The sequence below is a fragment of the Hufsiella ginkgonis genome (genome assembly GCF_009834915.1).
Lineage (GTDB): Bacteria > Bacteroidota > Bacteroidia > Sphingobacteriales > Sphingobacteriaceae > Hufsiella > Hufsiella ginkgonis.
Window position 1 is genome coordinate 831,660 of the sequence record NZ_WVHS01000001.1, and the last position, 23,724, is coordinate 855,383.

Here is a 23,724-nt window from a genome sequence, read left to right on the forward strand (position 1 = left end):
ATTAAAAACAGAAATGATGAAAATAAAATTCATAAAATACATCGCTGTGGTCGCTTTGGCTACTTCGGTAAGCAGCTGCGATATGGGTGATTTCGGTGACATCAACGTCAGCCCAAATTCACCGGATAAAATAATCACCAAGTTATTGCTTACCAACGCAGAGCGATCTGTTGCAGGGGTGATATCCGCCCCGGCGCCGCGTTTATATATTCAGCACTTGTCTGAAACGTTATACACTTCCGAGTCGCGGTACAACACCAAGATCTATGATTACAGTAGTGTGTACAACGGTCCTTTGTACGACTTAACAACGATCATCAAGTTAAACACAGATGCCGCTACTAAAGGTGACCTTGCGAACGTACTTTCAGGCGGTACCAACGCCAACCAGATCGCGGCTGCAAGGATCCTGAGGGCATTCTTCTTTTTGAACCTCACAGACCGCTTCGGAGACATCCCTTACTCCGAGGCTTTGCAGGGAATAAACGACGTAACTCCTGCATTCGACACACAGCAATCTATCTACACCTCTTTGTTCAAAGAGCTGAAAGAATCTGTGGCACAATTCGAAGCGGGCACCATAAGCGGGGACATCCTCTTCGGAGGCAATACTGCTAAATGGAAATTGTTTGCCAACACCATGCGTATGTATATGGGCTTAAGATTATCGAAAATTGATCCGACAACCGGTAAAGCGGAATTTAATGCAGCGCTGACAGCTGGCGTGTTAGCATCAAACGCCGATAACATTTCTTACGCTTACCTTGCTGAGTCTGCTAACGAGAACAATATCTACAACAACTACGAGGTGTCTAAGAGATATGATTACTCGATCAGCAAAACCGTCGTTGATGCGCTCAAAGCCAATAACGACCCACGTTTACCGGTTTACGCTGAAAAGACCAGTGCAGGTACTTACGTAGGCATGCCGTACGGGATCACCCAGGCCGCTGCAGCAGCTTCGTATACCCCTGGAAACCTGCTAGCCCCGGGCAACATTTCGCTGATCGGTTCAAAATTCCGCCTGCAGAACTCTCCCGTTGCGATCTACACCTACAGCCAGGTAGCTTTTGCTAAAGCGGAGGCTTACAAATTGGGTTGGATCACCGGTGCGCCTGACGATGTACAGGCCGCCGCGCAGTACGTGATCGGTATCCAGTCTTCGATGACCGCTAACGGTGTTGCCGCCGCCGACGCGACTACTTACCTCGCTGCCACAGGTGTTCCTTACGATCCTGCCAATGGCATCAAACAGATCATCACCCAGAAATGGATCTCTACCTACATGGGTTATGGCTACGAAGCATGGGCGGATTTCCGGAGAACAGGCTTCCCGACACTTAGCCCAAGCCCGAATGCACAAAGCATTGACAAACAGATTCCAAGACGCCAGGTTTATGTAGCGGCAGAGAAAGAGCTTAACAAAGCTAACTACGATGCCGTGGTGGCCCGCCAGGGTCCTGATGAATTGGCTACCCGCGTATGGTGGGACAAACCGTAGTACCACTTAGTCAAGTATAGAACCGCCCCGGGAATGGATCCCGGGGCGGTTTTTTTTTGCCTTTTAAACCGTAATTTCGACAAACCTTAATTTAAAATTATGAGAACACCTGTTAAATTCTCCTTTGTGCTGTTTTCGGCCGTGATGTTCAACCTGGCCGCACAGGCACAGCTTAAAATGCCGGCGCCAAGCAGTACGCAAACGATCGTCCAGGAATTCGGCATGGGCAAGATCACGCTCACCTACTCGCGTCCGAACGTAAAAGGACGCGCTGTATTCGGTGCGATGGAGCCTTTCGGGAAAGTATGGCGCACGGGCGCGAACAATGCAACGATCCTGCAGTTCAGCCACGACGTAACGATAGCGGGACACGCCGTTCCCGCAGGCGAGTACGGCTTGTTTAGCATTCCCGGTAAGAGCGAATGGACCGTCATCCTGAACAAGAATGCCAAACAATGGGGTGCCTATACCTATAAGGAGTCTGACGACCTGCTCCGCTTTACCGTAAAACCCGTTAAAATGAAAGCGAAAACAGAAACGTTTACCATGCAGTTTGCCGACGTATTCGCAGGCTCGTGTACGCTGCAGCTCGCCTGGGAAAATACGCAGATCAACATCGGCTTAACCACCGATTTCGACACCGAAGTGATGGCCCAGATCGAAAAAGCCATGGCTACCGACAAAAAGCCCTATCTCCAGGCCGCACAGTATTATTACGATTACAACAAGGACATTAACAAAGCCCTGGAATGGGCAAACGCCGCCGAAGCCGCAAACCCTAAAGCGGAGTATATTAAATATTGGAAAGCCCGCATCCAGTTAAAAGCGGGCGACAAAGCGGGCGCCATCGCCACGGCAACGGCCGGAGCCGAAATTGCGAAAGCCAACAAAAACGATGAATACGTGCGCCTGAACGGAAACGTAATTAAAGAAGCCAAATAGTTCTCTTCATTATATCCCAACGGGCAATGTCATTTCCTTTCATTGCCCGTTGCCGGTTTCTCTTTTGCTATAAACAGGTATTGTACGGTATACGCAATACCGATCACCAACGCACATCCCAGCAGGTTATACCATAAATAGGCGATGATCTCCATGCGGTGGATCACATATATCACCACTTCACTGATAACGGCAGCAATAAAAACGGCGGTACCATCCAGCTTTTTAAAATAGAACGCTACTACAAAAATACCTAATATGGTGCCATAGAACAGGGAACCGAGAATATTTACCGCCTCGATCAGGTTACCAAGGCGCGAAGCATACAGGGCCATGATCACGCAAAATACACCCCAGATCACCGTAGACACCCGCGACGCCAGGATATAATGCCCGTCCGGGCCGTCCTTTTTTACCAGTCGCTTGTAAATGTCTACCACAGAAGTAGAAGCGAGTGAATTAAGCGCGCTCGAAGTGGACCCCATCGAAGCGAGGAAAATGATCGCTACCAGGAGACCTACCAGTCCCCGGGGAAAATACCCGGTTACGAAACTTAAAAAGATGTAGTTGTTGTCGTTAGTGTTGGCATCGGCATCATACTTTTTCATCAATACGCCTACCTGTTCCCTGATCGCTTTTGCAGAATCGTCGGCGGCCTTGAGTTCATTGCGGCTGCGGTTTACCTGCTGCTGGTCGCCGCGATCTAATGCTGCTGTAAGCTCACCGACCCGCTTCGTACGATCGTTAAAAACGGCGGAATAGGCGGTCTTCAGCTCCTGTAGCTCCTGCCGGTGCGTACTCTTCTCCAGCTTGCCGAGCTCATACTTATTAAAAAATACCGGCGGCTGGTGATACTGGTAAAAAGAGAAGAGCAATACCCCGATCAGGAGGATCAGGAACTGCATCGGTATCTTTAGCAAGCCGTTCATTAACAACCCGATGCGGCTTTGGCCAATGGAGGCGCCGGTGAGGTAACGTCCCACCTGGCTCTGGTCCGTACCGAAATAAGATAGCTGGAGGAAAAAACCGCCGATAAGCCCGCTCCATACGCTGTAAAAATTGTCTTTACTAAAATGAAAATCCAGCACCCTGGTCCTACCCATTTTACCGGCGATGTGCAATGCCTTACCAAAGCCTACATCCGGGGGAAGCAGCTTTACGATCATTACCCCGGCGATAAATAAGCCGGAGAAAATGATCCCCATCTGCAGCATCTGCGTATACGAAACCGCCTTGGTACCGCCATAAACGGTATAAAAAATCACCAGGCCGCCAATAAAGAGCGTGGTGTAAACAGTATCGATATCCAGGATAACCGACAAAATAATGGCGGGCGCGTAGATCGCGAAACCGGTGGATAACCCCCGCTGCACCAGGAACAGGAAAGCCGTGAGCGCACGCGTTTTAAGATCGAAACGCGTTTCGAGAAACTCGTAAGCCGTATATACCTTTAGCCGGTGAAAGATCGGGATGAAGGTGATGCTGAGCACGATCATTGCCAACGGCAGCCCGAAGTAAAACTGCACGAACCCCATGCCGGTTGAATAAGCCAGTCCCGGCGCCGATAAAAAGGTAATGGCGCTGGCCTGGGTAGCCATTACGGAGAGGCACACCGTATACCAGGGAAGAGACTGGTTGCCCAGCAGGTATCCGTGCATGCTTTCTGTGGCGCGGCTTTTATACACCCCATATCCAACAATAGTAAGCAGGGTTACCGCCAGCACCACCCAATCGACCACGCTCATGCGAAGTACTGGTTAAAAAAGTAAAAGAAAACGATGAGCAGTACCAATACGATCACCAATAAGCGGTAAAACGAAGGCCAGGACTTGATGAAAGGGGGAAGGTCTTTATCCATTACTGTTTCTTAGCCATAAGGTTTACAAATAACCGGTAAGCGCCCGGTACACCCGCGGGCAGCTCCCTGAAGAAAACCAGCGAAGTATATACGAACCTTCCTTTCCCATAATCGGCGGCGATGAGCGAGCCGCTGCCGGTATTCTCTCCCCTGTCTGCCATCGATAATAACGACTGGTATTTGGGATCGATCGCCGTAGGAAAATAAATGCCGCGCTCCTGTATCCAGCCATCAAAATCCTTCACCGTGATCTTGTTCGGGTAATTAAGCAGCGGGTGTTCCGGTTGAAGCAGCGTTACTTTCGCATCTTCCTCTGTTACGCGCTCTGAGCCAATGCTAAACGGATAGGGACCTACCTGGTTCATTACCAAGGGCCTGTTAACATTATACTGTACAACCAGCGTGCCGCCGTTCTCTACGTAACTGAGTAATTTCGGTTGTTCATAGCGCATCTGCGCATTCACGTTATATGTTCGCACGCCGGTAACGATGGCATCGTACGCAGAAAGGTCGCCGTTCATCACCTGGTCGTCGGTAAGCATGGTCACCTGGTAGCCCACCTGGGTAAGCATCTCGGGAACGAGATCGCCCGCGCCGGCAAGATAGCCGATCTTCCTGCCGCCGAGTTTCAGGTCGAGCTTTACCAGCTTTGCCTCCGCTTCCGGGAAATAAGTGATGGCAGGAATATGATCGTACTGGATGGTTTTGATCTCTTTGGTGTAGTCCTTGCCGTCGACCGTTACGCTAGCCACCAGTTTCCCCGGTTCCGCCTTAGCGGATGAAGTGACCATAAACTTAAAATTCTGCTGATCGCCCGCGCTGGCTAACGTAAATTTCGCAGAAGCTGGCTCCACTTTCCAGCCTTCGGACAGTACAGGGGTTAACACACCCGTGGCATTGTTTTTATAACTTTTCAGCGAAACGGTGAGCTCCTTCGGCTGGTTATCCGCCACCAGCAGCACTTTCTTGCTCAGCATGGCCGTAACGGGCGGCGTAATTTCCAGTGGACGGTAGATCTCTCCTTTTACCTGGTCGGCGAACTTATATACCACCGGCCTCCGGTAGCTTACCTGCTTACCCGCTATCACAAACGAGAAATCGACCAGTAACTGGTCAGGGTTTTCAGGGTGACCGATCAGGAGCGGGTCGTCAACGGTATATTCACCAATGGGATGCGGCTTTTCAAGATAATAGGGCTGCGTCAGTTTCGAGACACCCATGCGGGCGTTGTACGACAGCGGCTGATTTTCGGCCACGTCTGCTATTTTTCCCGCAGTTAAGCCCGGGTTAACATAATTAAGCCGCACCGGTACCGGCGAACGTTTGATCACCTGGGTATTTACGTTCACGCTGTCGGTTACCGCATAGGTTGGGCGATCAGCATAGCTTTCGAACCATAACCCGGCACAGGTTAGCAGCAGGTCTTTGACTTCTTTAATTTTCAGCTCCTTCCAATAATCGTCTTTCAACCCCTCCAGTTCGGTAAGTAACTGAACGAGGCCGGCAACAGACCTATCCGGGTTCTCTGCGTCAAACTCTTTATTCAACTGGCTGATCAGCGACTGTATTTTCGATGAACCTGGCACCCGGCTCCAGCTGGTTTCCACCCCATCCATTAAACTGGTAGTTGGCATAATGCCTTTCCATAAACTAAATGACTCCGTTGCCGTGCCCCGCTGGCTCGCGCTGCCAAAACCCTGGCTTTTGTGGTTCGAACGGCTTTGCGCCGCGATTTCGCCGTAGCCCTTTCCCAGCAGCTTATTATATTGCCCGATATCGATCTTTAACGGCGTTCCCGAAGCCGTTGCGCCGTTAAACCCGTTAAGCAGGATACAGCGCGCCTGCCATATTTTCACATATTTAAGTTGTTCGGGAAATTTGGCCGGATCGGCAGCTGCCGAAAAAGCTTCCTGGGCGAGAATGGACGATGATTGGTGATGCCCGTGGCCCGCCCGGGCATCGTCCGTAAACCGGGTAATGATCACATCGGGCCTGAACTTGCGGATCACCCATACGATATCGGCCAGGATATGTTCCTTGTTCCAGATCCTCAGGGTTTCCCCGGCCGTTTTAGAAAAACCGAAATCGTTGGCGCGGGTAAAAAACTGCTCGGCGCCATCCATCCGCCGGGCGGCGAGAAGTTCCTGGGTACGGATAAGGCCGAGCTGCTCGCTCTGCTCGTTCCCGATCAGGTTTTGCCCGCCATCGCCGCGCGTGAGCGACAAATACCCCGTACGGTACAGCTTCTCTTTTGCGAGCCACGATAGCAGCCGGGTGTTCTCATCGTCAGGATGCGCGGCTACATATAGCACGCTGCCTACCACATCCAGCTTCTTTAGCGCCAGCTTGATCTCGGCCGCGTTGAGCTGCGGCGAGGTAAGGCCAAGCGCAGGAGGCAGGGGGCCGGGTTTGGACACGGTTTGCGAATAAGAAGCGGTGCTAAGCAGCAAAGCGGCAAAAAAAAGTGACGCAGGTTTCATGTTACTAAAATAGGATTTTTTAACAACCTCGCCCCCCGATCGTCACCCGACTGTCATTAAAATATTAATCAATCGATTGATTAATAAAAAATCAATCGCTTGATTAATTTTGCATCCGAATTATGATAACAGAAAAAACGGACAGGAAAAAAGAGGCGATCCTCGATGCTGCCGAAAAGCTATTTGCGGCAATGGGATTCGATGGCGCTTCTACCCGTTCTATCGCTGCGGAGGCGGCGGTGAACATGGCCATGCTCAGTTATTATTTCGGTTCGAAAGAAGGCGTCTTTAAAGCGGTGCTCGAGCGCCGGCTGGGTGTTTTCCGCCAGTCGCTCGAAGAGCTCAACGACAAGGACATCTCCTCGTGGGAAAAACTGGAGACCTGCATAGATATGTATACCGACCGCATTATGGCCGATAATTGTTTCTCGCAGCTGATCCACCGTGAGCTAACGCTCCCCCGCACCGAAATGGCCGAGTTTATTACCGACAGCCTGCTGGCAAACGCCAACGAGGTGCGCCGCATTATTAACGAAGGGATCGCCAACGGCACCTTTCGGGCGGTGGATACCGAGTTTACCGTAGCGAGCATTTTCGGCACCAAGTACTACATTGCCAATGCATCGCTGCTTGCCTCTAAACTATTCGGCAAAGACTTGCGCGACCCCCTGGTGATCCAGGAAATAAAGCCGCGAATAAAAAAACATTTACACGACCTCCTTAAAGCACACTTAACCAAACATGATATCAAAGCTTAATTTTAGCGTCCGGGGAAAAGCAGTTCTTATACTGCTGTCGGCACTCCTGGTTTCCCGGGCAGACGCACAAACCACCAAAACCATCACCCTGGCCGAAGCCATTCGCCTTGGACTCGAAAACAGCAAGACCCTGAAGCTTTCGCAGGCCCGGATCGATGCTGCCATTTCCGAATACAACCAGGCAAAAGACAACGTGCTGCCTTCCGCCAAGGCAAGTTATGCCTATAATCACGCGGAGATTCCCACCAATACGCTCAGGATCGGCGATGGCGACCCGATCCATCTTCCCAACCGGGCCGACGCTTTTATCGGCACCGTTTCGGTACAGGAACTACTGTTTGCCGGCAATAAGCTTCGCTATGCGCGCGAATCTACGGAACTGCTTACCAGCATCGCCCGTGCGGATGCCACGCAAGATAAAGACAACGTGATCTACGGCATCATCAGCGCTTACTACAACCTTTATAAGGTACAGCAAAGTAAGGAAGTAGTGAGACAGAACCTCGAATCGGCCGATAAACAACTGAAACAAGCCACCCGGTTTTTCGACCAGGGCGTGGTAACCAGGAACGACGTACTCCGTTTCCAGCTGCAAAAAAGCAACGTGGAGGTTACCGGCATCGACCTCGAATCGAATCGCCGGATCGTGAACTACGATCTGAACGTATTACTCGGCCTGCCCGAAAATACCGAGTTGGTGGTAGCCGATTTCATGGATAAAGGCAGCCACAACCAGCAGCTTGCCGCTTATATCGATTCGGCGCTTACCCGTAGGGAGGAAGTAAAAACAGCCGACCTGCGCACCAGGATCGCCGAAACCAACATTAAATTCATCCATGCCGACCAGTACCCCACCATCGGCGTGGGCGCCAACCTGTACTATATCAATGCTGGCGGTAAGGTGTTCCCCGTAAGCAACAGCTTCGTGCTTCCTATCTCCATTGGCGCAACCGTTTCCTGGAACTTCGATAAGCTATGGATGAACAAGAACAAGATCGCAGGCGCCAGGATCCAGAAAACTGAAGCGGAGATCGGTCGCGAACTGTCTGTAGACCAGGTAAAAACCGATGTGAACCGCAACTACCAGAACTACCGCGGCGCGCTGGACCGCATCCGCATTTACGAAACGCAGGTGACACAAGCCACCGAAAACGATAAAATACTCGAATCAAAATATCGGAACTCCGTTGCATCGGTCACCGACCGCGTAGACGCAGGTACCCAACTGTTCCAGGCGCAGATCAACCTCGAGCTGGCTAAAGCCGATGCCGCACTGGCCTGGTACAACCTCTTAAAATCAACCGGAACTATCACCCAAGCCCAAACAAATTAATAATGGAAACCAACGAGAAGAAAAAATCAAACAAAGTAATCCCGATCGTCCTCGGAATCGTGCTCCTTATCGGCGCCGTCTTTGGGGTGCGCGAATATATATACATGACCAAACACGTCGACACCGATGACGCGCAGATCGACGGCGACATCAGCCCCGTGGTTGCCCGCGTAGGCGGGTATGTAGACTCTATCCTGTTTGAAGAGAACCAGCAGGTAACGAGCGGGCAACTGCTCGTGAAACTCGACAAGCGCGACTATGCCATCAAGCTGGAGCAGGCAGAAGCCGCCTCCCGCGGAGCCAGCGCTAACATCGGCGTTTCGCAATCGCAGATCTCCGCTACGGCGGCAAATTCCGTTACCGCAAAAGCGAACATCGAAAAAGCAAAGATCAGGGTATGGAAAGCCGGGAAAGATTTCGAGCGCTACTCTAACCTGGTAAAAGACGGATCGATCACCCAGCAGCAATTTGAACAGGCCAGGGCCGAAAAAGAATCGGCCGACGCCGATCTGAAAGCTGCGGAAGACCAGTATAAAGCCGCGCTGGAACAGGTAAGCACCACCCGTTCGCAACTGGCGGTTACCAATACCGGCGTAGACCAGAAACAGGCGGACATCGATTATGCGCGCCTCCAGCTGAGTTATACCGATATCGTTTCGCCCACTACCGGGATCGTTTCGAAAAAGAACGTGCAAAAAGGACAGCTGGTACAGGCCGGCCAGACACTGTTTTCGGTAGTACATAACTCAAGCCTCTACATTACTGCCAACTTTAAAGAAACCCAGCTCGAAAAGCTGAAAGAGGGCGAAAAAGTAGAAGTAAAGATCGATGCCTTCCCCGATGAAAAAGTAGAAGGCGAAGTATACAATTTCTCACCGGCTACCGGTGCCAAGTTTGCCTTGCTTCCACCAGATAATGCTACGGGTAATTTCGTTAAAGTGGTGCAGCGTGTGCCCGTTAAGATCAAACTTAAAGGCGGAAAAGACCTGATGGCGAGGCTTCGTCCCGGTATGAGCGTGAAGGTATCCGTACTTGTAAATAACTAAAAAAATGGCCGAAAAGGGTTTAAAAAAATGGGTTATCACGTTCACGGTGATCACGGCTTCATTGCTGGAGCTGATCGATACCACCATTGTGAACGTGGCGATCCCTCAAATACAGGGAAACCTGGGCGCTACGCTGGAAGACGTCGCCTGGTTATCAACCGGGTATGCGGTAGCAAACGTGATCATTCTGCCCATGTCAGGCTGGCTGGGCAGCAGGTTCGGCCGTAAAAACTACTTCCTTACTTCGATCATTATCTTTACCCTGGCCTCCTTCCTTTGCGGAAACGCCACCAATCTGGAAGAGCTGATCGCTTTCCGGATCCTGCAGGGGTTGGCGGGCGGCGGACTGATCTCTACCGCACAAGCTATCCTGCTGGATACCTGGCCGCGCGAAGACGTAGGCATCGCCACCGCGCTGTTCGGGTTGGGCGCCGTGGTTGGCCCTACTTTTGGCCCTACCATAGGCGGTTACATTCTCGAAGGCGCCGATTGGCCGTGGATCTTTTACGTAAACATCCCTGTAGGCATCCTGGCGGGTTACTGTACATATGTATTTATACGGGAAACGCCGCGCGACGGACGGGGCCTGCCGGTAGACTGGTGGGGAATCGCCTTACTTGCCGTGGCTGTTGGAAGCCTGCAAACCGTGCTGGAGAAAGGCGAAAGCGAAGACTGGCTGTCGTCCGGCCTCATCGTTACGCTCACCATCTCGTCGGTACTCGGCCTGATTTTCTTTATCTGGCGCGAAATGAGTACGGACCACCCGATCGTGAATTTCAAGATCCTGCGGCACCGGAGCTTCTCCGTGGGCATGTTCACTTCGTTCGTGCTGGGGTTCGGGTTGTACGGAAGCGTATTCGTGTTCCCGATCTTTTGCCAGAACCTGCTCGGCTTCACGCCGCTTCAAACGGGTAAGATCTTTATCGCCGGGGGGCTGGTTACCATCTCCATGATGCCTTTTATCGGCGTAATGTTAAAGAAAGGCATCCCGGCACAATTTATGGCCACGGGCGGCATGATCCTGTTCTTCGTGTTCTGCTTTATGCTGAGCAAATCGACGCTGCAATCGGGCACCGGCGACTTCTTCTGGCCGCTGGTAATTCGCGGGGTCGGTATGGCGCTGTTGTTCGTGCCGCTTACTACACTGGCCATCCAGGACCTGAAAGGGGCCGAGATCGGCCAGGGCTCTGGCTTAAACAACATGAGCAGGCAGTTGGGCGGCTCGTTCGGGATCGCGGCGTTAACCACGCTCATCCACTTAAGACAAGCGTTTCACCGCAGCATACTGCTGGAACATGTAAATGTCTATAACCCGGCTTATACCCAAAAACTGAACGGAATGATCTCAGGATTTATGGCTAAAGGGTTTTCGAATTTCGATGCACAAAAAATGGCGCTGAAAGCGATCGAGGGCTCCGTGGTACGGCAAACCATGCTGCTTACCTATACCGACGCCTACTGGCTGGCCGGTATGATCATGCTCCTTTCGATCCCGTTATTGTACCTGCAGAAGTTTAAGAAAAATGTGGCGATGCCGGTGGACGCCCATTAAGTCGCCAGTGATCAGTCGCCAATAACCGGTTTTGGTAAAGCGCCATAAAGAAACTGATTACCGGCAACTGATTGATCACCGGATACTATAAAATGAAGAACCGTCATGGCTCCACACGACGGTTCTTCAAAAATTAACAATTAAAAAACCTGTAATCCCCAAGCTATACTATGATGCACGATGCGTTCTGTAGTATTTTTTAATTGATGCTTCAATTATGCCGTGGGAAAAATCGGTCAACCTTAATGTATAAAGTTAGGGTTTTTAACTAATTCGATCAAAATAAAAGTGAAATTATCATGCAATAATACCGTGGCATGATTTTTCCGGTATTTTGAGAAAGGAAAGCCATGCCGTCGTCTGTGATTGCATCAATGGATTACGATCCTCAATCGCTCGCACTAACTATCCGTTATGTTTCGGGGTTAGTCTATGAGTATAAACAGGTGCCCGAAGAGGTATTTAAGCAGCTAAAAATTGCCGGTTCAAAAGGCAGATTCCTGAACTTCTTTATCAAAGGAAAATATGACTACGAAAAGGTGGAAAAACATTAATGCCCGACACCGCTAAGCGGCAGGTCAAAACAGAACGAGCTGCCGATCCCCAGGGTGCTTTTTACGCGGATAGACCCGTCGTTCTTTTCCAGGAAATCTTTACAGATGAGCAAACCCAATCCTGTGCCTTGTTCGTTCATGGTGCCGCGGCGGGTAAAGGGGTTTAGCTGGAACAGCTTACCGATATCTTCTTCTGAGATGCCGCTGCCGGTATCGTTAATACAAACATCCAGGCGACCGTCTTTGCGCGAAGCGAGGATGCTGATCTCATCGCCCGGCCGGCAGAACTTAATGGCGTTAGACACCAGGTTCCTGTATACCGCCCTGATCATGTCGGGATCGGCGTACACCATGATCGGCTCGCCCAGGTTGCTCACAATGCGTACCCCCTTCTTCTCGGCCGACTCGCGCAACTGTGCAATTCCCGAAGCTACCAGTTCCCTGAAATCAAAGTCCGTCCGGTTGATCTGCTCGCCCTTAAGCTGGCTTTTCGACCAGTGCAACAGATTCTCGACCATGTTTGAGGTATAACCTACATTCCGGATAAAATCAGGAAGAAAAGAATGAAACTCCTCTTCCGTCACTACTTTTTCATTGGTCATGCGCAGCAGGTCGAGCAGGCTTAGCAGCGGGCTGCGAAGATCGTGCGCAATGATGGAAAACAAGCGGTCTTTTAATGCGTTCAGGTTCACCAGGTTGGCCTCTTTTTCTTTTAACTCGGTGATCTCCCGGAAGAGATATATCCGGCCACTATACACGGTGTTCCGTTCAAATAACGGCGTTCCGGTTACCGCAAAATATTTTAAACGTCCGCCAACCAGCACTTCAATTGCCGAATGTGCATTATCGCCGGTTTCCGGCGGCAATGCAGACAGGTATTCTTCACCCAGCAGTTTCCCTACCGGGATGCCTACCAGCGAGGGACCCGAAAAATTAAAGATCTCCCTGATCTTAGGATTTGAATCGATCACGCGGTTATGCACGTCAACCACCAATACGCCATCAGGAATCGCCTCCAGGATCTTTTCCCTGGCAATGGGAATGATATCAAACAAACGAAAGCGCAGCAACGCGATACCGATGGTTAACGAGGTGATAATGAAGGCATAGGGCGTGAGGTCGAGGTTTTTAAAAGGCCTGATCCCTACCAGGTACATAAAGTTTACGAACCACGGGATAAGCGCACCGATAAGCACCATGATGTTTTGCCGCCGGTAAAGTAGATCGGCATGCTTTAACTTGGCGCTGAAGAGATAGATGCCCCAGGACAGCATCACATAAAAATAAGCGGTATGCACATAATACCAGGGCCCTTTTTGCAGCCCGATCATGGGGAACGGCCCGGAAGCCTCCAGCGTAACCCGCGCATAATGCAGGTGATGCCAGGAATTAGTCCACACCAGTAACAGCGTGATGATGGGGTCGAGGAAGATCAGGAAAACCACGTTCGGCGTAAGCCAATGCCCTTTGCCGATAAACGTGAGGATGAACAGGATCCAGATAGCGGGAATAAGCGCAATGCCCAGGTACTCGAAGTTTGTCCAGAACAATATCTCCTCCAGGGTAGAACTGGCCAACTCCAGTGCATAAGTAAGCGCCCAAACCGCTGCACAAAGCATGATGAGGCCCCACAGCATGCGTACACCCTTACGTTTATTCAGCAGAAAAAATGCCAGGATCAATGTCAGGGATCCCGAAACGAGCAGGATTACAGAAAATACATTGAATTGAAATGTCATAAAAGCCCCGGCAAATTACCTATTGAACGAATAACCTGAAATAAGGATACGTAAATATGCGCTTTTTTGATTGTGATCAGAACGTATTAAAATATGACCTTCCATATTTCATATCCCGCATTAAATCAACGCGTTATAAATTGCCGCAAGGTGCAGGTTAAGCGTATCAGTCATGTACACAACTATCTAATTATCAGTTATTTAGCAAACTTTAAACTTGCTTTTCCGGTTTGTGTTACGTTACATTTGTATCGACCGATTATAACCATGTGACCTGTTGGTCCGCTAGATTCCCGCTCTCACCGGGGAAAATATTCCGTTAAACATTCCTGTTCCCCTGGGACAAGGCTGGCGATGCGCTGCGGTTTGTCCGGCCCCGATCACGAAACTATTAACCAATATATTTTAACCACTAAAACAAACGTTATGAACAGGAAAACAATGCAACAACGGGCTGTGGCCGGCGTCATGCTGGTGTGTACCCTGGCGGGAAGCGCCTGCAAAAAGGAATCGGCGATCGCGGAGACGGAAGCTTCCGGCATCGCCTCAAAAGGAAATGCCACGGTGAGCGCTATAAAAAGCGACTTTTCGCTGAACTGGGAAAACCGGGCAAACGGCTCAACCTATACCTCGGGACAGGCAGGCACTGATTTTGGCAACGTAAGCGGCTGGAACGATTCCCGCGCATACATCACCAATGGCAAAACAGCAAACGGCCTCCGCGCAACACTGCTTCCTAACGCGCTCTCAGGCGCAGGCGGGCTAATCTCTAACACCGACCTCTCCGATGGTTCCGCCTACGAAATGGATTATGATGTGAAGTTCCACAGCCAGTTTAACTGGGGACGCGGCGGAAAAGTCGGCTTCGGCTTCTCAGTAGGTGAAGGTAACACCGGCGGCGATCCGGGTTGGGACGGTAATGGCGGCTCGTTGCGGCTGATGTGGTATTCGCCAGATTCGAATCCAAACCGCGTTTACTTCCAGCCATACCTGTACTACAAAGATCAGCCTACCGAGTTCGGCGAATCATTCGGCCGTTCCTATCCGTCCTCCGGCGCACTCGTAAAAGGGCAATGGTACCACGTTCACCTGTACATTAAAAGCAATACGGGCAGCAGCACTAACGGCCACGTACAGATCGTGATCAATGGAACGATCATTCTCGACCAGGACATCCGCTGGACCACCAACGACGCGCAGCGCCTTATTAAAGGATTAACCTTCCATACCTTCCGCGGCGGCAGCCAGGAGTACTGGAAAGTATCTACCACAGATTATGTGTATTATGATAATTTGGTGGTGAATAAGATTAGCTAGTAGCCAGCTTTCAGTGATCAGTAGTCAGTGTTCCTTTATGACGCCATGCGGGAACTGGCTACTGATCACTAAAAAAAGATTGTGAAGACTGCCGGGCTCGAACCAGCGACCCTTACCTTGTCGAGGTAATGCTCTGAACCAACTGAGCTAAGCCTCCATTAGCAGGGCAAGTATAGGAAATTGAAACCGTATTTAAAACCAGCCGCCTATCGCCTGGAATAATTTTATCACCAGCCAGATAACCAAAACGAGCAGCCCTGCCAGGATCAAAATGGCCAGCAGCAAGGTATTTTTACCGCTCCCGGAGTGCTTGCCTTCCAGGTAATGTTCGCGCAGCAGGCGCATATTCCGGGTATTGGCTTTGTAAAAGAAGTCGAAGATCTGCCCGATCACGGGGATTGCGCCGACCGTTGCGTCGAGCACGATATTGATCGCCATTAATACTACCAGCTTGCTGCTTGCCCCATTTTTCGCCATGGTGAGCACCAATGCCGCAGAAAGCAGGAAACCCGGCAGATCTCCGATAAAAGGCACCAGGTTCATTACAGGGTCGAGACCGAACCTGAAGCTGGTACCGGGGATCCGGAATTGTTCGTCGAGCAGGAATGAAACCCGTTCCACCCATTTCAACCGCGGATCCTGGGCGGTTTTATTGTACGGGTAAGGTTTGAGGCTACTCATATATTTTTTGTTCTACCGTATAATAAGTCTTCCTGCCCCCAATTGTTTCGTGAAGGATCGGGGAGCCTCCCGGGCTTTCGGTTTTCCGGGAATTGTGCACCTTCATAAAATCACGGATCTCACCGGCAATAATGTCGGGATCGGCCTTACGGATCTGCTTCTCTGCATCCTCCAGCACCGAACGGATAGACCTTGCAAGCGCCCCGATCTTCTCTTCCGGGATCTTGTTACATTTAGAAGAGGGAGCGATACCGGCGTCCCATAAGATTTCGTCGGCATAAGCATTGCCAATACCGCGGATAAAATGCTGATCGAGCAGTACCGTTTTTACCGCCGAACGCGAACGTGAAAATTTTTCTGCAAGAAAGCCCTTGCTCACTTCGTCCGAAAGCGCATCAGGCGTATCGGTCGCTTCCGGGTTTAGGGTCGGTTTTGCCGCTTTCTGGAAATCGGTAAGCACCATCCCCATGCCATCTTTAAAGAGAATCTCGATAACCGGGAACTTTTCCGTGCGCGCTCCCTCAAACAGGTAAAGCTTTCCATGAAGCATCAGGTGGATGCCAAGCACCTGGTCGCCGATCTCGAAATGCAGCTCCTTTCCGACACGTTTAACGGTCTTCACCCGCTGCCCTTCCAATGCATCGCTCAGCGCTTTGCGCGAAACGTTTATCTTTACAAATGGCTGAACGACTACTTTCTCTACTGTTTTACCTTGCAGCTTTTTGGTGAGGTTGGCGCTGAAAACCTGGAGGTCTGGAAGCTCTGGCATAACGAAATGGTTTATTTAGTCCCGCCGGCGTTGATCACGATGCCTACCGTGAACACCGAATTGCCGGCTGTGAGAAATTTGCGATTCTTTAATCCGAAATTACTGCCTGACGTGTATTGCAACTGCACATTGCTGTTAAGGGCCATCCGGGTAAAGAACACCGGCTCGAGGAAAATATTGTCTTCTTTCGGCTGATCGATCCCGTTGCGGGTAAACTCCGTCATCCGGAGATAGCTCACGCGAAGCGCGGTGCCGTAATTTAACGGGAATTCGCGACTGAACAATTTCAGCGACTTCTCTTTCTTCGAGCTGAAGTTCGCCTGGAAAAATGTCTTGTTAAACTTCGATTGCTGGTTGTCTGCGGCCGCGTCAGCGGTCTGTTTGTAAAAGCGGTCGCCGTTGCCCCGTCCTAACCCGGCATAAAGCTCCAGCACGCGGGTGCCATCCTGGCCAAAAGTAGTAAGGTAACCGCCGGCAGTTTCTACCAAGTTATGGGCCTGCTCTTTCGTGCCTCGCTTCCGGTCCATTACAGAGCCGTTAAACAGCACCCCGAAATGATCGGATACGGCATAGGCCGAATTAAGGCTAATATTACCCCGCAGGCTCACGTGGCCCGAGGCATGGAGTTCGCCTTTCGCGCTCAGCATCGGCGTATTGGGCACGTTGGGAAGGTAAAGTGAAGAGCAGCTGCCAAACAGCACAATAACCAGCAACAGGGAGAAGGCCGCAACGGGCCTGGTCGTGAGAGGGTGCATCCTGTTGATAACGGCAGAATAGGAGATTTGTTTCCCGAAAGAACCTGCGGCCGATACCGGGTTGCCGAACATTTCACCAGCCCCCGGTTGCGTATTTTGCGAAAAATCTTTGCGTTCTTTGCATGCACCAAACCCCCGGCAAAATGAAATTATCCAATATCCTTGCCTGCCTTCTTTTTCCCGTCGCCCAGCATGGCCTCGCCCAGGTAAACCCGGCAATCGATATCCGGCACTACACGTTCAACGTTACCATTAACGATGATAACGACCGGATACAGGGAAGGGCCTCCATCGATTTAAAGCTTAACCAGCCCGCAGATTCAGTGGTATTAGACCTGATGAACGTCGAACCTTCCGGCAAAGGCATGAAGGTGGAGCAGGTCCTGGCAGCGGGAACGCCGGCGGGGTACAGGCAAACTGCGGAGAAACTGGTGATTTACATAACAGGTGCTAAGAGCAGCATCGTACATGTCGATATCACCTATGCGGGCATCCCGGCAAACGGCCTGGTCATTTCGAAAAACCAGTTCGGACAGCGCACATTTTTTGCAGACAACTGGCCCAACCGTGCCCGGTACTGGGTTCCCTGTATAGATCACCCGGCCGATAAAGCGACCGTTACTTTCGTGGTTACCGCCCCGGCACATTACCGCGTGGTAGCCAACGGGCTGCTGGTATCAGAGAACGCTGCGGGCGGTCAGAAAACCACCACCTATGCAGAACCGGTACCGCTTCCCACCAAAGTGATGGTATTCGGCGCTGCAGACTTTAACGTAAAGCAGACGGGAAAGGTAGGCGATGTAGCCGTCAGCAGCTGGACGTTTGACAAGGAACCCAGACCCGACGGCTACGACTCCGCCCCCGCCATCCTCAAGTACCTGGTAGAAACAGTTGGTCCCTTCTCCTATGGAAAACTGGCCCATGTGCAATCAAAAACCATGTTCGGCGGGATGGAGAACGCCGGCGCGATCTTTTACTTCGAAAAATCCCCGGGCGATGCCGGGATCGAGAGCCTGATCGCCCACGAGACCGCCCACCAATGGTTCGGCGACGCCGCCACCGAAAAGAACTGGCCGCATGTATGGCTCAGCGAGGGTTTTGCCACATACCTCACCAACACTTACCTGGAGCAGAAATACGGCGCCGATTCGCTCAAAAAGCGGATGGCGGAACAACGTACCAAGATCATTAACTTCGAAAGGCGGCGCTTCACCCCGGTGATAGACAGCGTGCAGGACAATTATATGCAGATCCTAAATGCTAACAGCTACGAAAAAGGCGCCTGGACACTCCACATGCTCCGCCGCAAACTGGGCGATAAACAATTCTGGGAAGGGATCCGAACTTACTATAAGCTTTACCGCGATAGAAATGCCGATACCGACGACCTTCGCCGGGTGTTCGAAAAGATCTCAGGAACAGATCTAAAGCCATTCTTCACCCAATGGTTGTATCGCCCGGGAAGCCCGAAACTGGCGGTAAAATGGGAATACGATAGCCAAAAAAAGGACATCACCCTGCGGGTTACACAAACACAGGCGGACCTGTATGACGTACCGCTGGAATTTTCCCTCCCGGGCGATATGAAACCGCGCACCATGCAGCTGAGAAACAGAACTACCGTGGTCCGCATCGCCGCTGCAAAAGCGCCCGGTACGATCCGCATAGACCCGAACGTGAACTTACTGGCGACGATTAACTTAACCAATTAGCTGATCCACTCGAACCTGGTATAAGGTACCAGGGCCGCCGGGATCCTGATCCCTTCGGGCGTCTGGTTATTTTCCAGCAGCGAGGCCACTATACGGGGCAGCGCGAGTGCGCTTCCGTTTAAGGTATGCGCCAATTGCGGCTTACCTTCTTTTCCGCGATAGCGCAGTTTGAGGCGATTGCTCTGGAATGTTTCGAAGTTCGATACAGACGACACTTCCAGCCAGCGGGCCTGCGCCGCGCACCATACCTCCATATCGAATGTCAGTGCCGAGCCAAAGCTCATGTCGCCGCCGCATAAATGCAGCACGCGGTAAGGCAGCGCGAGCTTTTGCAGCAGCGATTGTACATACAGGCTCATCTCGCCGAGCACCTCGTAAGATCTTTCGGGATGGACTACCTGCACGATCTCCACTTTGTCAAACTGGTGCAGGCGGTTAAGCCCGCGTACATGTGCGCCATAAGATCCCGCCTCGCGGCGGAAACAGGGGGTATAGGCACAGTTCTTCACCGGCAGTTCTTCCTCTTTCAGGATCACATCACGGTAAAGGTTGGTGATCGGCACTTCCGCCGTGGGGATCAGGTACAATTTATCCTCGTTGATATAGTACATCTGTCCTTCTTTATCAGGAAGCTGCCCGGTACCGAAACCGGATGCTTCGTTGATCACGATGGGCGGCATCATTTCGCGGTAGCCGGCTTTGTCTGCTTCGTCTAAGAAAAAGTTGATGAGCGCGCGCTGTAGTTTTGCGCCTTTTCCTTTATATACCGGGAAGCCGGCGCCGGTGATCTTGTTACCCAGCTCGAAATCAATGATGTCGTACTTTGCGGCCAGCTCCCAGTGCGGGATGGCGGTGGCCGGAAGCTGAGGTTTTTCGCCATGTTCGTAAGCCGAAACGTTGTCTTCGGCGGTGGTTCCCGCCGGCACGGAAGCATGCGGCAAGTTGGGCAGCAGCACCAGCAGGTTAAACTGTTCGGCCTCGATGGCAGCCAGTTTTTCACCCAGCTCGCTCACCTGGCCCTTAAACCCGGCGGTTTGTTGCTTAACCGCTTCGGCCTGCTCTTTTTGTCCCTGGCGCATCAGGTCGCCGATCTGCTTAGACGCCGTATTTGCCTGTGCTGCAACGCTATCCAGGGTCGACTGGGTCTGCCGGCGTTCCTCATCCAGCGAAATGATCTTGTCGACCAGGTCCAGTTGTTTGAAATTTTTAAAGGCCAGCCGCTCTAAAACTCTTTCCCTGTTTTCGCGGATATAACTAACTTGCAGCATTGTTTGAAATTTTGACAAAGATAATAGCTGATAGCTGATAGCCGTTAGCCACTGGCTTAAATCTTATAGAAACAAGTATTTTAATTAATTAACGATCACCGGCTACCAGCCAGCAGCCATTAGCCAACAGCAATAATGCCAGGTAAACTATACCTCGTCCCCACCCCGATAGGCAACCTGGAAGACATCACTTTCCGGGCGATCCGGGTGCTTAAGGAAGCCGATGTGGTGCTGGCGGAAGATACCCGCACCAGCGCCCCGTTGCTTAAGCATTTTGGCATCGACAAGCGTTTGTTCTCCCACCACCAGCATAACGAGCATAGTTCGGCTACGGAAGTGGTCCGTTTTTTAAAGGAAGGAAAGCAGGTGGCGCTTATTTCGGATGCCGGAACACCGGGGATCTCGGATCCGGGTTTCCTGCTGGTACGCGAAGCGCTAAAAAACGATATCACGGTTGAATGCCTCCCGGGTGCCACCGCCTTTGTGCCTGCCCTGGTCGATTCAGGCCTGGCCGCCGACCGGTTTACGTTCGAAGGCTTTCTGCCCGTTAAAAAGGGACGGCAAACCCGCCTTAAATCGCTGGCCGGAGAAGAGCGTACCATGATCTTTTACGAATCGCCCTACCGGCTGCTGAAAACGCTCGACGAATTCTCGGCCGTTTTCGGGACAGACCGGCAAGCCTCCGTTTCGCGGGAACTGACCAAACTATTCGAAGAGACCGTGCGGGGTACGCTGCCCGAAATTAAAACTCATTTTGAATCGCACGTGTTAAAGGGGGAATTTGTAATTTGTGTGGCGGGGAAGTAGCTATCAGCTAGCTATCAGCTATCAGCTATCAGCTAGCTATCAGCTATCAGCTATCAGCTATCAGCTATCAGCTATCAGCTATCAGCTATCAGCTATCAGCTATCAGCTATCAGCTATCAGCTATCAGCTAGGATTCGGCGCGAGGCCGGTAAATATGTTACAAAAAAATAAACTTCATTACACTCAAACCAGGCTGAAAGCTGACCGCTGATTGCTGACCGCTGACGACCACAACCGATCTGACTAGAAACATGCTCGATCTTACCAATTTCCTCAACGAAGAACAGGACCAGGGAGCCGTTGAAAAGGTTTTTAACAAAGTGAAAGACCTGTTAACCCCGGGCGAAACGATCGAATACATCGCCGTGCAGAAAAAGCCCGCAGTAACGATCTCGCCCGATTCGGTGGTGCTTACCTCAAAAAGGGTGATCATTTGCCGCTCGAAAAATCTCGGGCTTTCCATGGAATTCCAGGATTTCCTTTGGAAAGACATTTCCGACTGTCACATGAAAGAAGGGATCCTGGGAGCGGAATTTAGCGTACAACCCGTTCACTCCGCTCCCGACAAGGTCGACTACCTGCCTAAATCGCAGGCGCGAAAGCTTTACCAGTTTGCCCAGCAAAAAGAAGAAGAGCAGCACGAGCTGCGGCGTGAGCGTGAGCTGGAGGAGAAACGCGCCGGCGCCGGCGGAGTTACGGTAAATACACCTCCCGCAGTGGAACCACCGGAGGCCGCCGAACCTGCCCTTAAAGCCGATGACCCTATGGCAGTATTACAAAAGCTAAAAATGGTGTTCGACAATAACCTGATCACGCAGGAAGATTACGATGCAAAGAAGGCAGAAGTATTATCAAGGCTATAAAAAGCTCTACCCAGGTTACCGCATCCATTAAAAGAAAAATACCGTGCAGAAAAAATACCGGTTAGCATTATCAAGCGCGTTGCTGCTATGGCTTGCCTGGCCGCCAATTCCATATACTTCCGTGCTGTTGCTGGTGGCGCTCGTTCCGCTGTTGCTGGCGGCAGAAACCGTCATCACGGGGAGCGATACACGTAAAGGCAAAAAAATCTTCCTGCTGGCCGGCATCACCTTCCTGCTGTGGAACTCGGCGTCTATTTATTGGGTATACAACTCCCTGGCCTCCGCCATGCCCGGCTACGTGGCTGCCATGGTATCGGTCATTCCCTACGGGTTGGGAGCCGTACTTATGACCCTCGCTTTCTGGCTGTACGCACAGCTGAGAAAAGTAACCACGACGTGGTTCAGCTACCTGGGCCTTATCTCTTTCTGGATCGGCTACGAATACCTGCACCAGGAATGGGACCTCTGCTTTCCCTGGATGAACCTCGGCAATGGCTTTGCCACCACCCACCAGCTTGTGCAGTGGTATGAATACACCGGCGTATACGGCGGCACTCTTTGGATCCTGGTGGTGAACCTGCTGGTTTTCGAACGGATCAGGGTTTCCAAAACGGCTGATGAAACGACCAAACGGCGGCTGTCCTTATCGCTGGCGGCGGCGGCGGGCATACCGGTATTGTGGTCGCTGGTTATTTTCGGAGGCTATAAGGAGCGGCCCGATCCGGCTAACGTGGTGGTGGTACAGCCTAACATCGACCCGTACAACAAATTTGGCGACTTGCCGGTGGCCGCGCAGGTAGAAACGCTTACGCGCTTATCCGATTCCGTGGGGCAGGTAAACACCGAATTCTTCATCTGGCCCGAAACAGCCATCGCATCCTACACCAACGAGGAATTTATCCGCACAAGTCCCTATTTTTTAACCGCGCAAAATTTCCTGCAGAAATATAAGAACGGCAGCCTGCTCACCGGCATAGAAAGCTATGCCTTGTATGATTCGGCCAAAACGCCCAGTGCACGTTACCGGGAAGATATAAACAAATACCTCGATGCTTTTAACGCGGCGGTGCTCATCGAAAACTCGGCGAAGGTACAATTCTATCATAAATCGAAACTGGTGCCAGGGGTCGAAAGCCTGCCCTTCCCCAATACGCTGTCTTTTATGAAACCGCTTTTCGAAGAGTTCGGCGGTTCTACCGGCGGTTATGGCCGGCAGCAGGAGCCCTCCGTGCTTTACGCACAGAGCGGGATCGGCGCTGCGCCGGTGATCTGCTACGAATCTGTCTGGGGCGACTGGGTACGAAAAGGAGTTAAGAAAGGCGCCCAATTTATCGCCATTGTTACCAATGATGGCTGGTGGGGGAATACCTCGGGCAAAGACCAGCATTTCGACTATGCCAAATTGCGCGCAATAGAAACACGGCGTTGGGTGGCGCGATCAGCAAATACCGGCATATCTGGCTTTATTAACCAGCGCGGCGATGTAGTGAGCCGGTCCAAATGGTGGGTAGCAACCGCGCTTAAAGCGGATATCAACCTGAACGAGGACCTCACGTTTTACGTTAAGCACGGCGATTTTATCGCGCTGGCCGGTTGTTTTGGTTGCGGGGTGTTTGGCACAATGTTGCTGTTTTGTCTTTTCAGAAGAAAGAAAGGGGTTTAGCCCGTTTCATGTTCTTACCAGGCATCCGGGCGCAATAAGAAGCCAGCAGCCTGGGCAGAAAGCCTCGTTATGCTTACCGATATTCATTGTATCCGGAAAACCATTCGCGGCTTTCCCCGTTTATTA

Annotated in this window: 19 protein-coding genes and 1 tRNA gene; 12 read left to right on the plus strand and 8 right to left on the minus strand. The window is 51.5% G+C overall.

Annotated features, from left to right (window positions below; translation table 11 throughout):
• Positions 1-13: 13 nt before the first annotated feature.
• A complete protein-coding gene (locus tag GS398_RS03545; protein ID WP_160905334.1) occupies positions 14-1,501 on the plus strand; it encodes a SusD/RagB family nutrient-binding outer membrane lipoprotein in 1,488 nt (495 codons plus the stop codon).
• Between the two features lie 99 nt (positions 1,502-1,600).
• Positions 1,601-2,443, plus strand: coding sequence for a DUF2911 domain-containing protein (locus GS398_RS03550; protein WP_160905335.1), 843 nt, complete (start codon positions 1,601-1,603; stop codon positions 2,441-2,443).
• 29 nt (positions 2,444-2,472) lie between these two features.
• On the opposite strand, the gene GS398_RS03555 is transcribed toward GS398_RS03550, so the two are convergent.
• Positions 2,473-4,188, minus strand: a complete 1,716-nt coding sequence (locus tag GS398_RS03555) for a sodium:solute symporter family protein (RefSeq protein WP_160905336.1) — start codon at positions 4,186-4,188, stop codon at positions 2,473-2,475.
• A 112-nt stretch (positions 4,189-4,300) separates the two neighbouring features.
• The gene (locus tag GS398_RS03560) at positions 4,301-6,781 is read right to left on the minus strand and encodes a PIG-L family deacetylase (protein WP_160905337.1); all 2,481 of its coding nucleotides are present in this window, start codon (positions 6,779-6,781) and stop codon (positions 4,301-4,303) included.
• Between the two features lie 122 nt (positions 6,782-6,903).
• Here GS398_RS03560 and GS398_RS03565 point away from each other — a divergent pair, with 122 nt between their 5' ends.
• The 5 genes from GS398_RS03565 to GS398_RS03585 all read left to right on the plus strand — a co-directional run bounded on the left by GS398_RS03565 (position 6,904) and on the right by GS398_RS03585 (position 12,024).
• Entirely contained in the window at positions 6,904-7,539 is a 636-nt protein-coding gene (locus GS398_RS03565) for a TetR/AcrR family transcriptional regulator (RefSeq protein ID WP_160905338.1), read from the plus strand.
• Entirely contained in the window at positions 7,523-8,872 is a 1,350-nt protein-coding gene (locus GS398_RS03570; RefSeq protein ID WP_160905339.1) for a TolC family protein, read from the plus strand. Before GS398_RS03565 ends, GS398_RS03570 begins: the two co-directional genes overlap by 17 nt.
• Positions 8,873-8,874: 2 nt before the next feature.
• A complete protein-coding gene (locus GS398_RS03575) occupies positions 8,875-9,918 on the plus strand; it encodes an HlyD family secretion protein (protein WP_160905340.1) in 1,044 nt (347 codons plus the stop codon).
• 4 nt (positions 9,919-9,922) lie between these two features.
• Positions 9,923-11,470, plus strand: coding sequence for a DHA2 family efflux MFS transporter permease subunit (locus tag GS398_RS03580; RefSeq protein WP_160905341.1), 1,548 nt, complete (start codon positions 9,923-9,925; stop codon positions 11,468-11,470).
• A gap of 350 nt (positions 11,471-11,820) precedes the next feature.
• Complete coding sequence (locus GS398_RS03585) at positions 11,821-12,024, plus strand: KTSC domain-containing protein (RefSeq protein WP_160905342.1); 204 nt, start codon at positions 11,821-11,823, stop codon at positions 12,022-12,024.
• On the opposite strand, the gene GS398_RS03590 is transcribed toward GS398_RS03585, so the two are convergent.
• Positions 12,021-13,763, minus strand: a complete 1,743-nt coding sequence (locus GS398_RS03590; protein WP_160905343.1) for a sensor histidine kinase — start codon at positions 13,761-13,763, stop codon at positions 12,021-12,023. The genes GS398_RS03585 and GS398_RS03590 overlap by 4 nt on opposite strands.
• A 426-nt stretch (positions 13,764-14,189) precedes the next feature.
• Between GS398_RS03590 and GS398_RS03595 the strand changes: the two genes are divergently transcribed.
• Positions 14,190-15,080, plus strand: coding sequence for a polysaccharide lyase (locus GS398_RS03595; protein ID WP_160905344.1), 891 nt, complete (start codon positions 14,190-14,192; stop codon positions 15,078-15,080).
• A gap of 82 nt (positions 15,081-15,162) precedes the next feature.
• On the opposite strand, the gene GS398_RS03600 is transcribed toward GS398_RS03595, so the two are convergent.
• From GS398_RS03600 to GS398_RS03615, 4 genes are all read right to left on the minus strand, one after another.
• Positions 15,163-15,237: transfer RNA gene (locus GS398_RS03600), tRNA-Val, on the minus strand.
• Between the two features lie 35 nt (positions 15,238-15,272).
• Positions 15,273-15,761: a DUF4112 domain-containing protein gene (locus GS398_RS03605; protein ID WP_160905345.1), complete on the minus strand. Its 489-nt coding sequence runs from the start codon at positions 15,759-15,761 to the stop codon at positions 15,273-15,275.
• Positions 15,754-16,530 (minus strand): Fpg/Nei family DNA glycosylase, encoded by a 777-nt coding sequence (locus tag GS398_RS03610; protein WP_160905346.1) that lies wholly within the window; start codon positions 16,528-16,530, stop codon positions 15,754-15,756. The genes GS398_RS03605 and GS398_RS03610 overlap by 8 nt, the downstream gene beginning before the upstream one ends.
• A gap of 11 nt (positions 16,531-16,541) precedes the next feature.
• Complete coding sequence (locus GS398_RS03615) at positions 16,542-17,285, minus strand: hypothetical protein (RefSeq protein WP_237488074.1); 744 nt, start codon at positions 17,283-17,285, stop codon at positions 16,542-16,544.
• 143 nt (positions 17,286-17,428) lie between these two features.
• Here GS398_RS03615 and GS398_RS03620 point away from each other — a divergent pair, with 143 nt between their 5' ends.
• Positions 17,429-18,997: a M1 family metallopeptidase gene (locus GS398_RS03620; RefSeq protein ID WP_160905347.1), complete on the plus strand. Its 1,569-nt coding sequence runs from the start codon at positions 17,429-17,431 to the stop codon at positions 18,995-18,997.
• Here the strand turns inward: GS398_RS03620 and serS are convergent.
• Entirely contained in the window at positions 18,994-20,265 is a 1,272-nt protein-coding gene (gene serS, locus GS398_RS03625; protein WP_160905348.1) for a serine--tRNA ligase, read from the minus strand. The genes GS398_RS03620 and serS overlap by 4 nt on opposite strands.
• A 135-nt stretch (positions 20,266-20,400) precedes the next feature.
• Between serS and rsmI the strand changes: the two genes are divergently transcribed.
• The 3 genes from rsmI to lnt all read left to right on the plus strand — a co-directional run bounded on the left by rsmI (position 20,401) and on the right by lnt (position 23,598).
• Complete coding sequence (gene rsmI / locus GS398_RS03630; RefSeq protein WP_160905349.1) at positions 20,401-21,072, plus strand: 16S rRNA (cytidine(1402)-2'-O)-methyltransferase; 672 nt, start codon at positions 20,401-20,403, stop codon at positions 21,070-21,072.
• Between the two features lie 251 nt (positions 21,073-21,323).
• The gene (locus GS398_RS03635) at positions 21,324-21,935 is read left to right on the plus strand and encodes a PH domain-containing protein (RefSeq protein WP_160905350.1); all 612 of its coding nucleotides are present in this window, start codon (positions 21,324-21,326) and stop codon (positions 21,933-21,935) included.
• Between the two features lie 43 nt (positions 21,936-21,978).
• Complete coding sequence (gene lnt, locus GS398_RS03640) at positions 21,979-23,598, plus strand: apolipoprotein N-acyltransferase (protein ID WP_160905351.1); 1,620 nt, start codon at positions 21,979-21,981, stop codon at positions 23,596-23,598.
• The last annotated feature ends 126 nt before the right edge of the window (positions 23,599-23,724 follow it).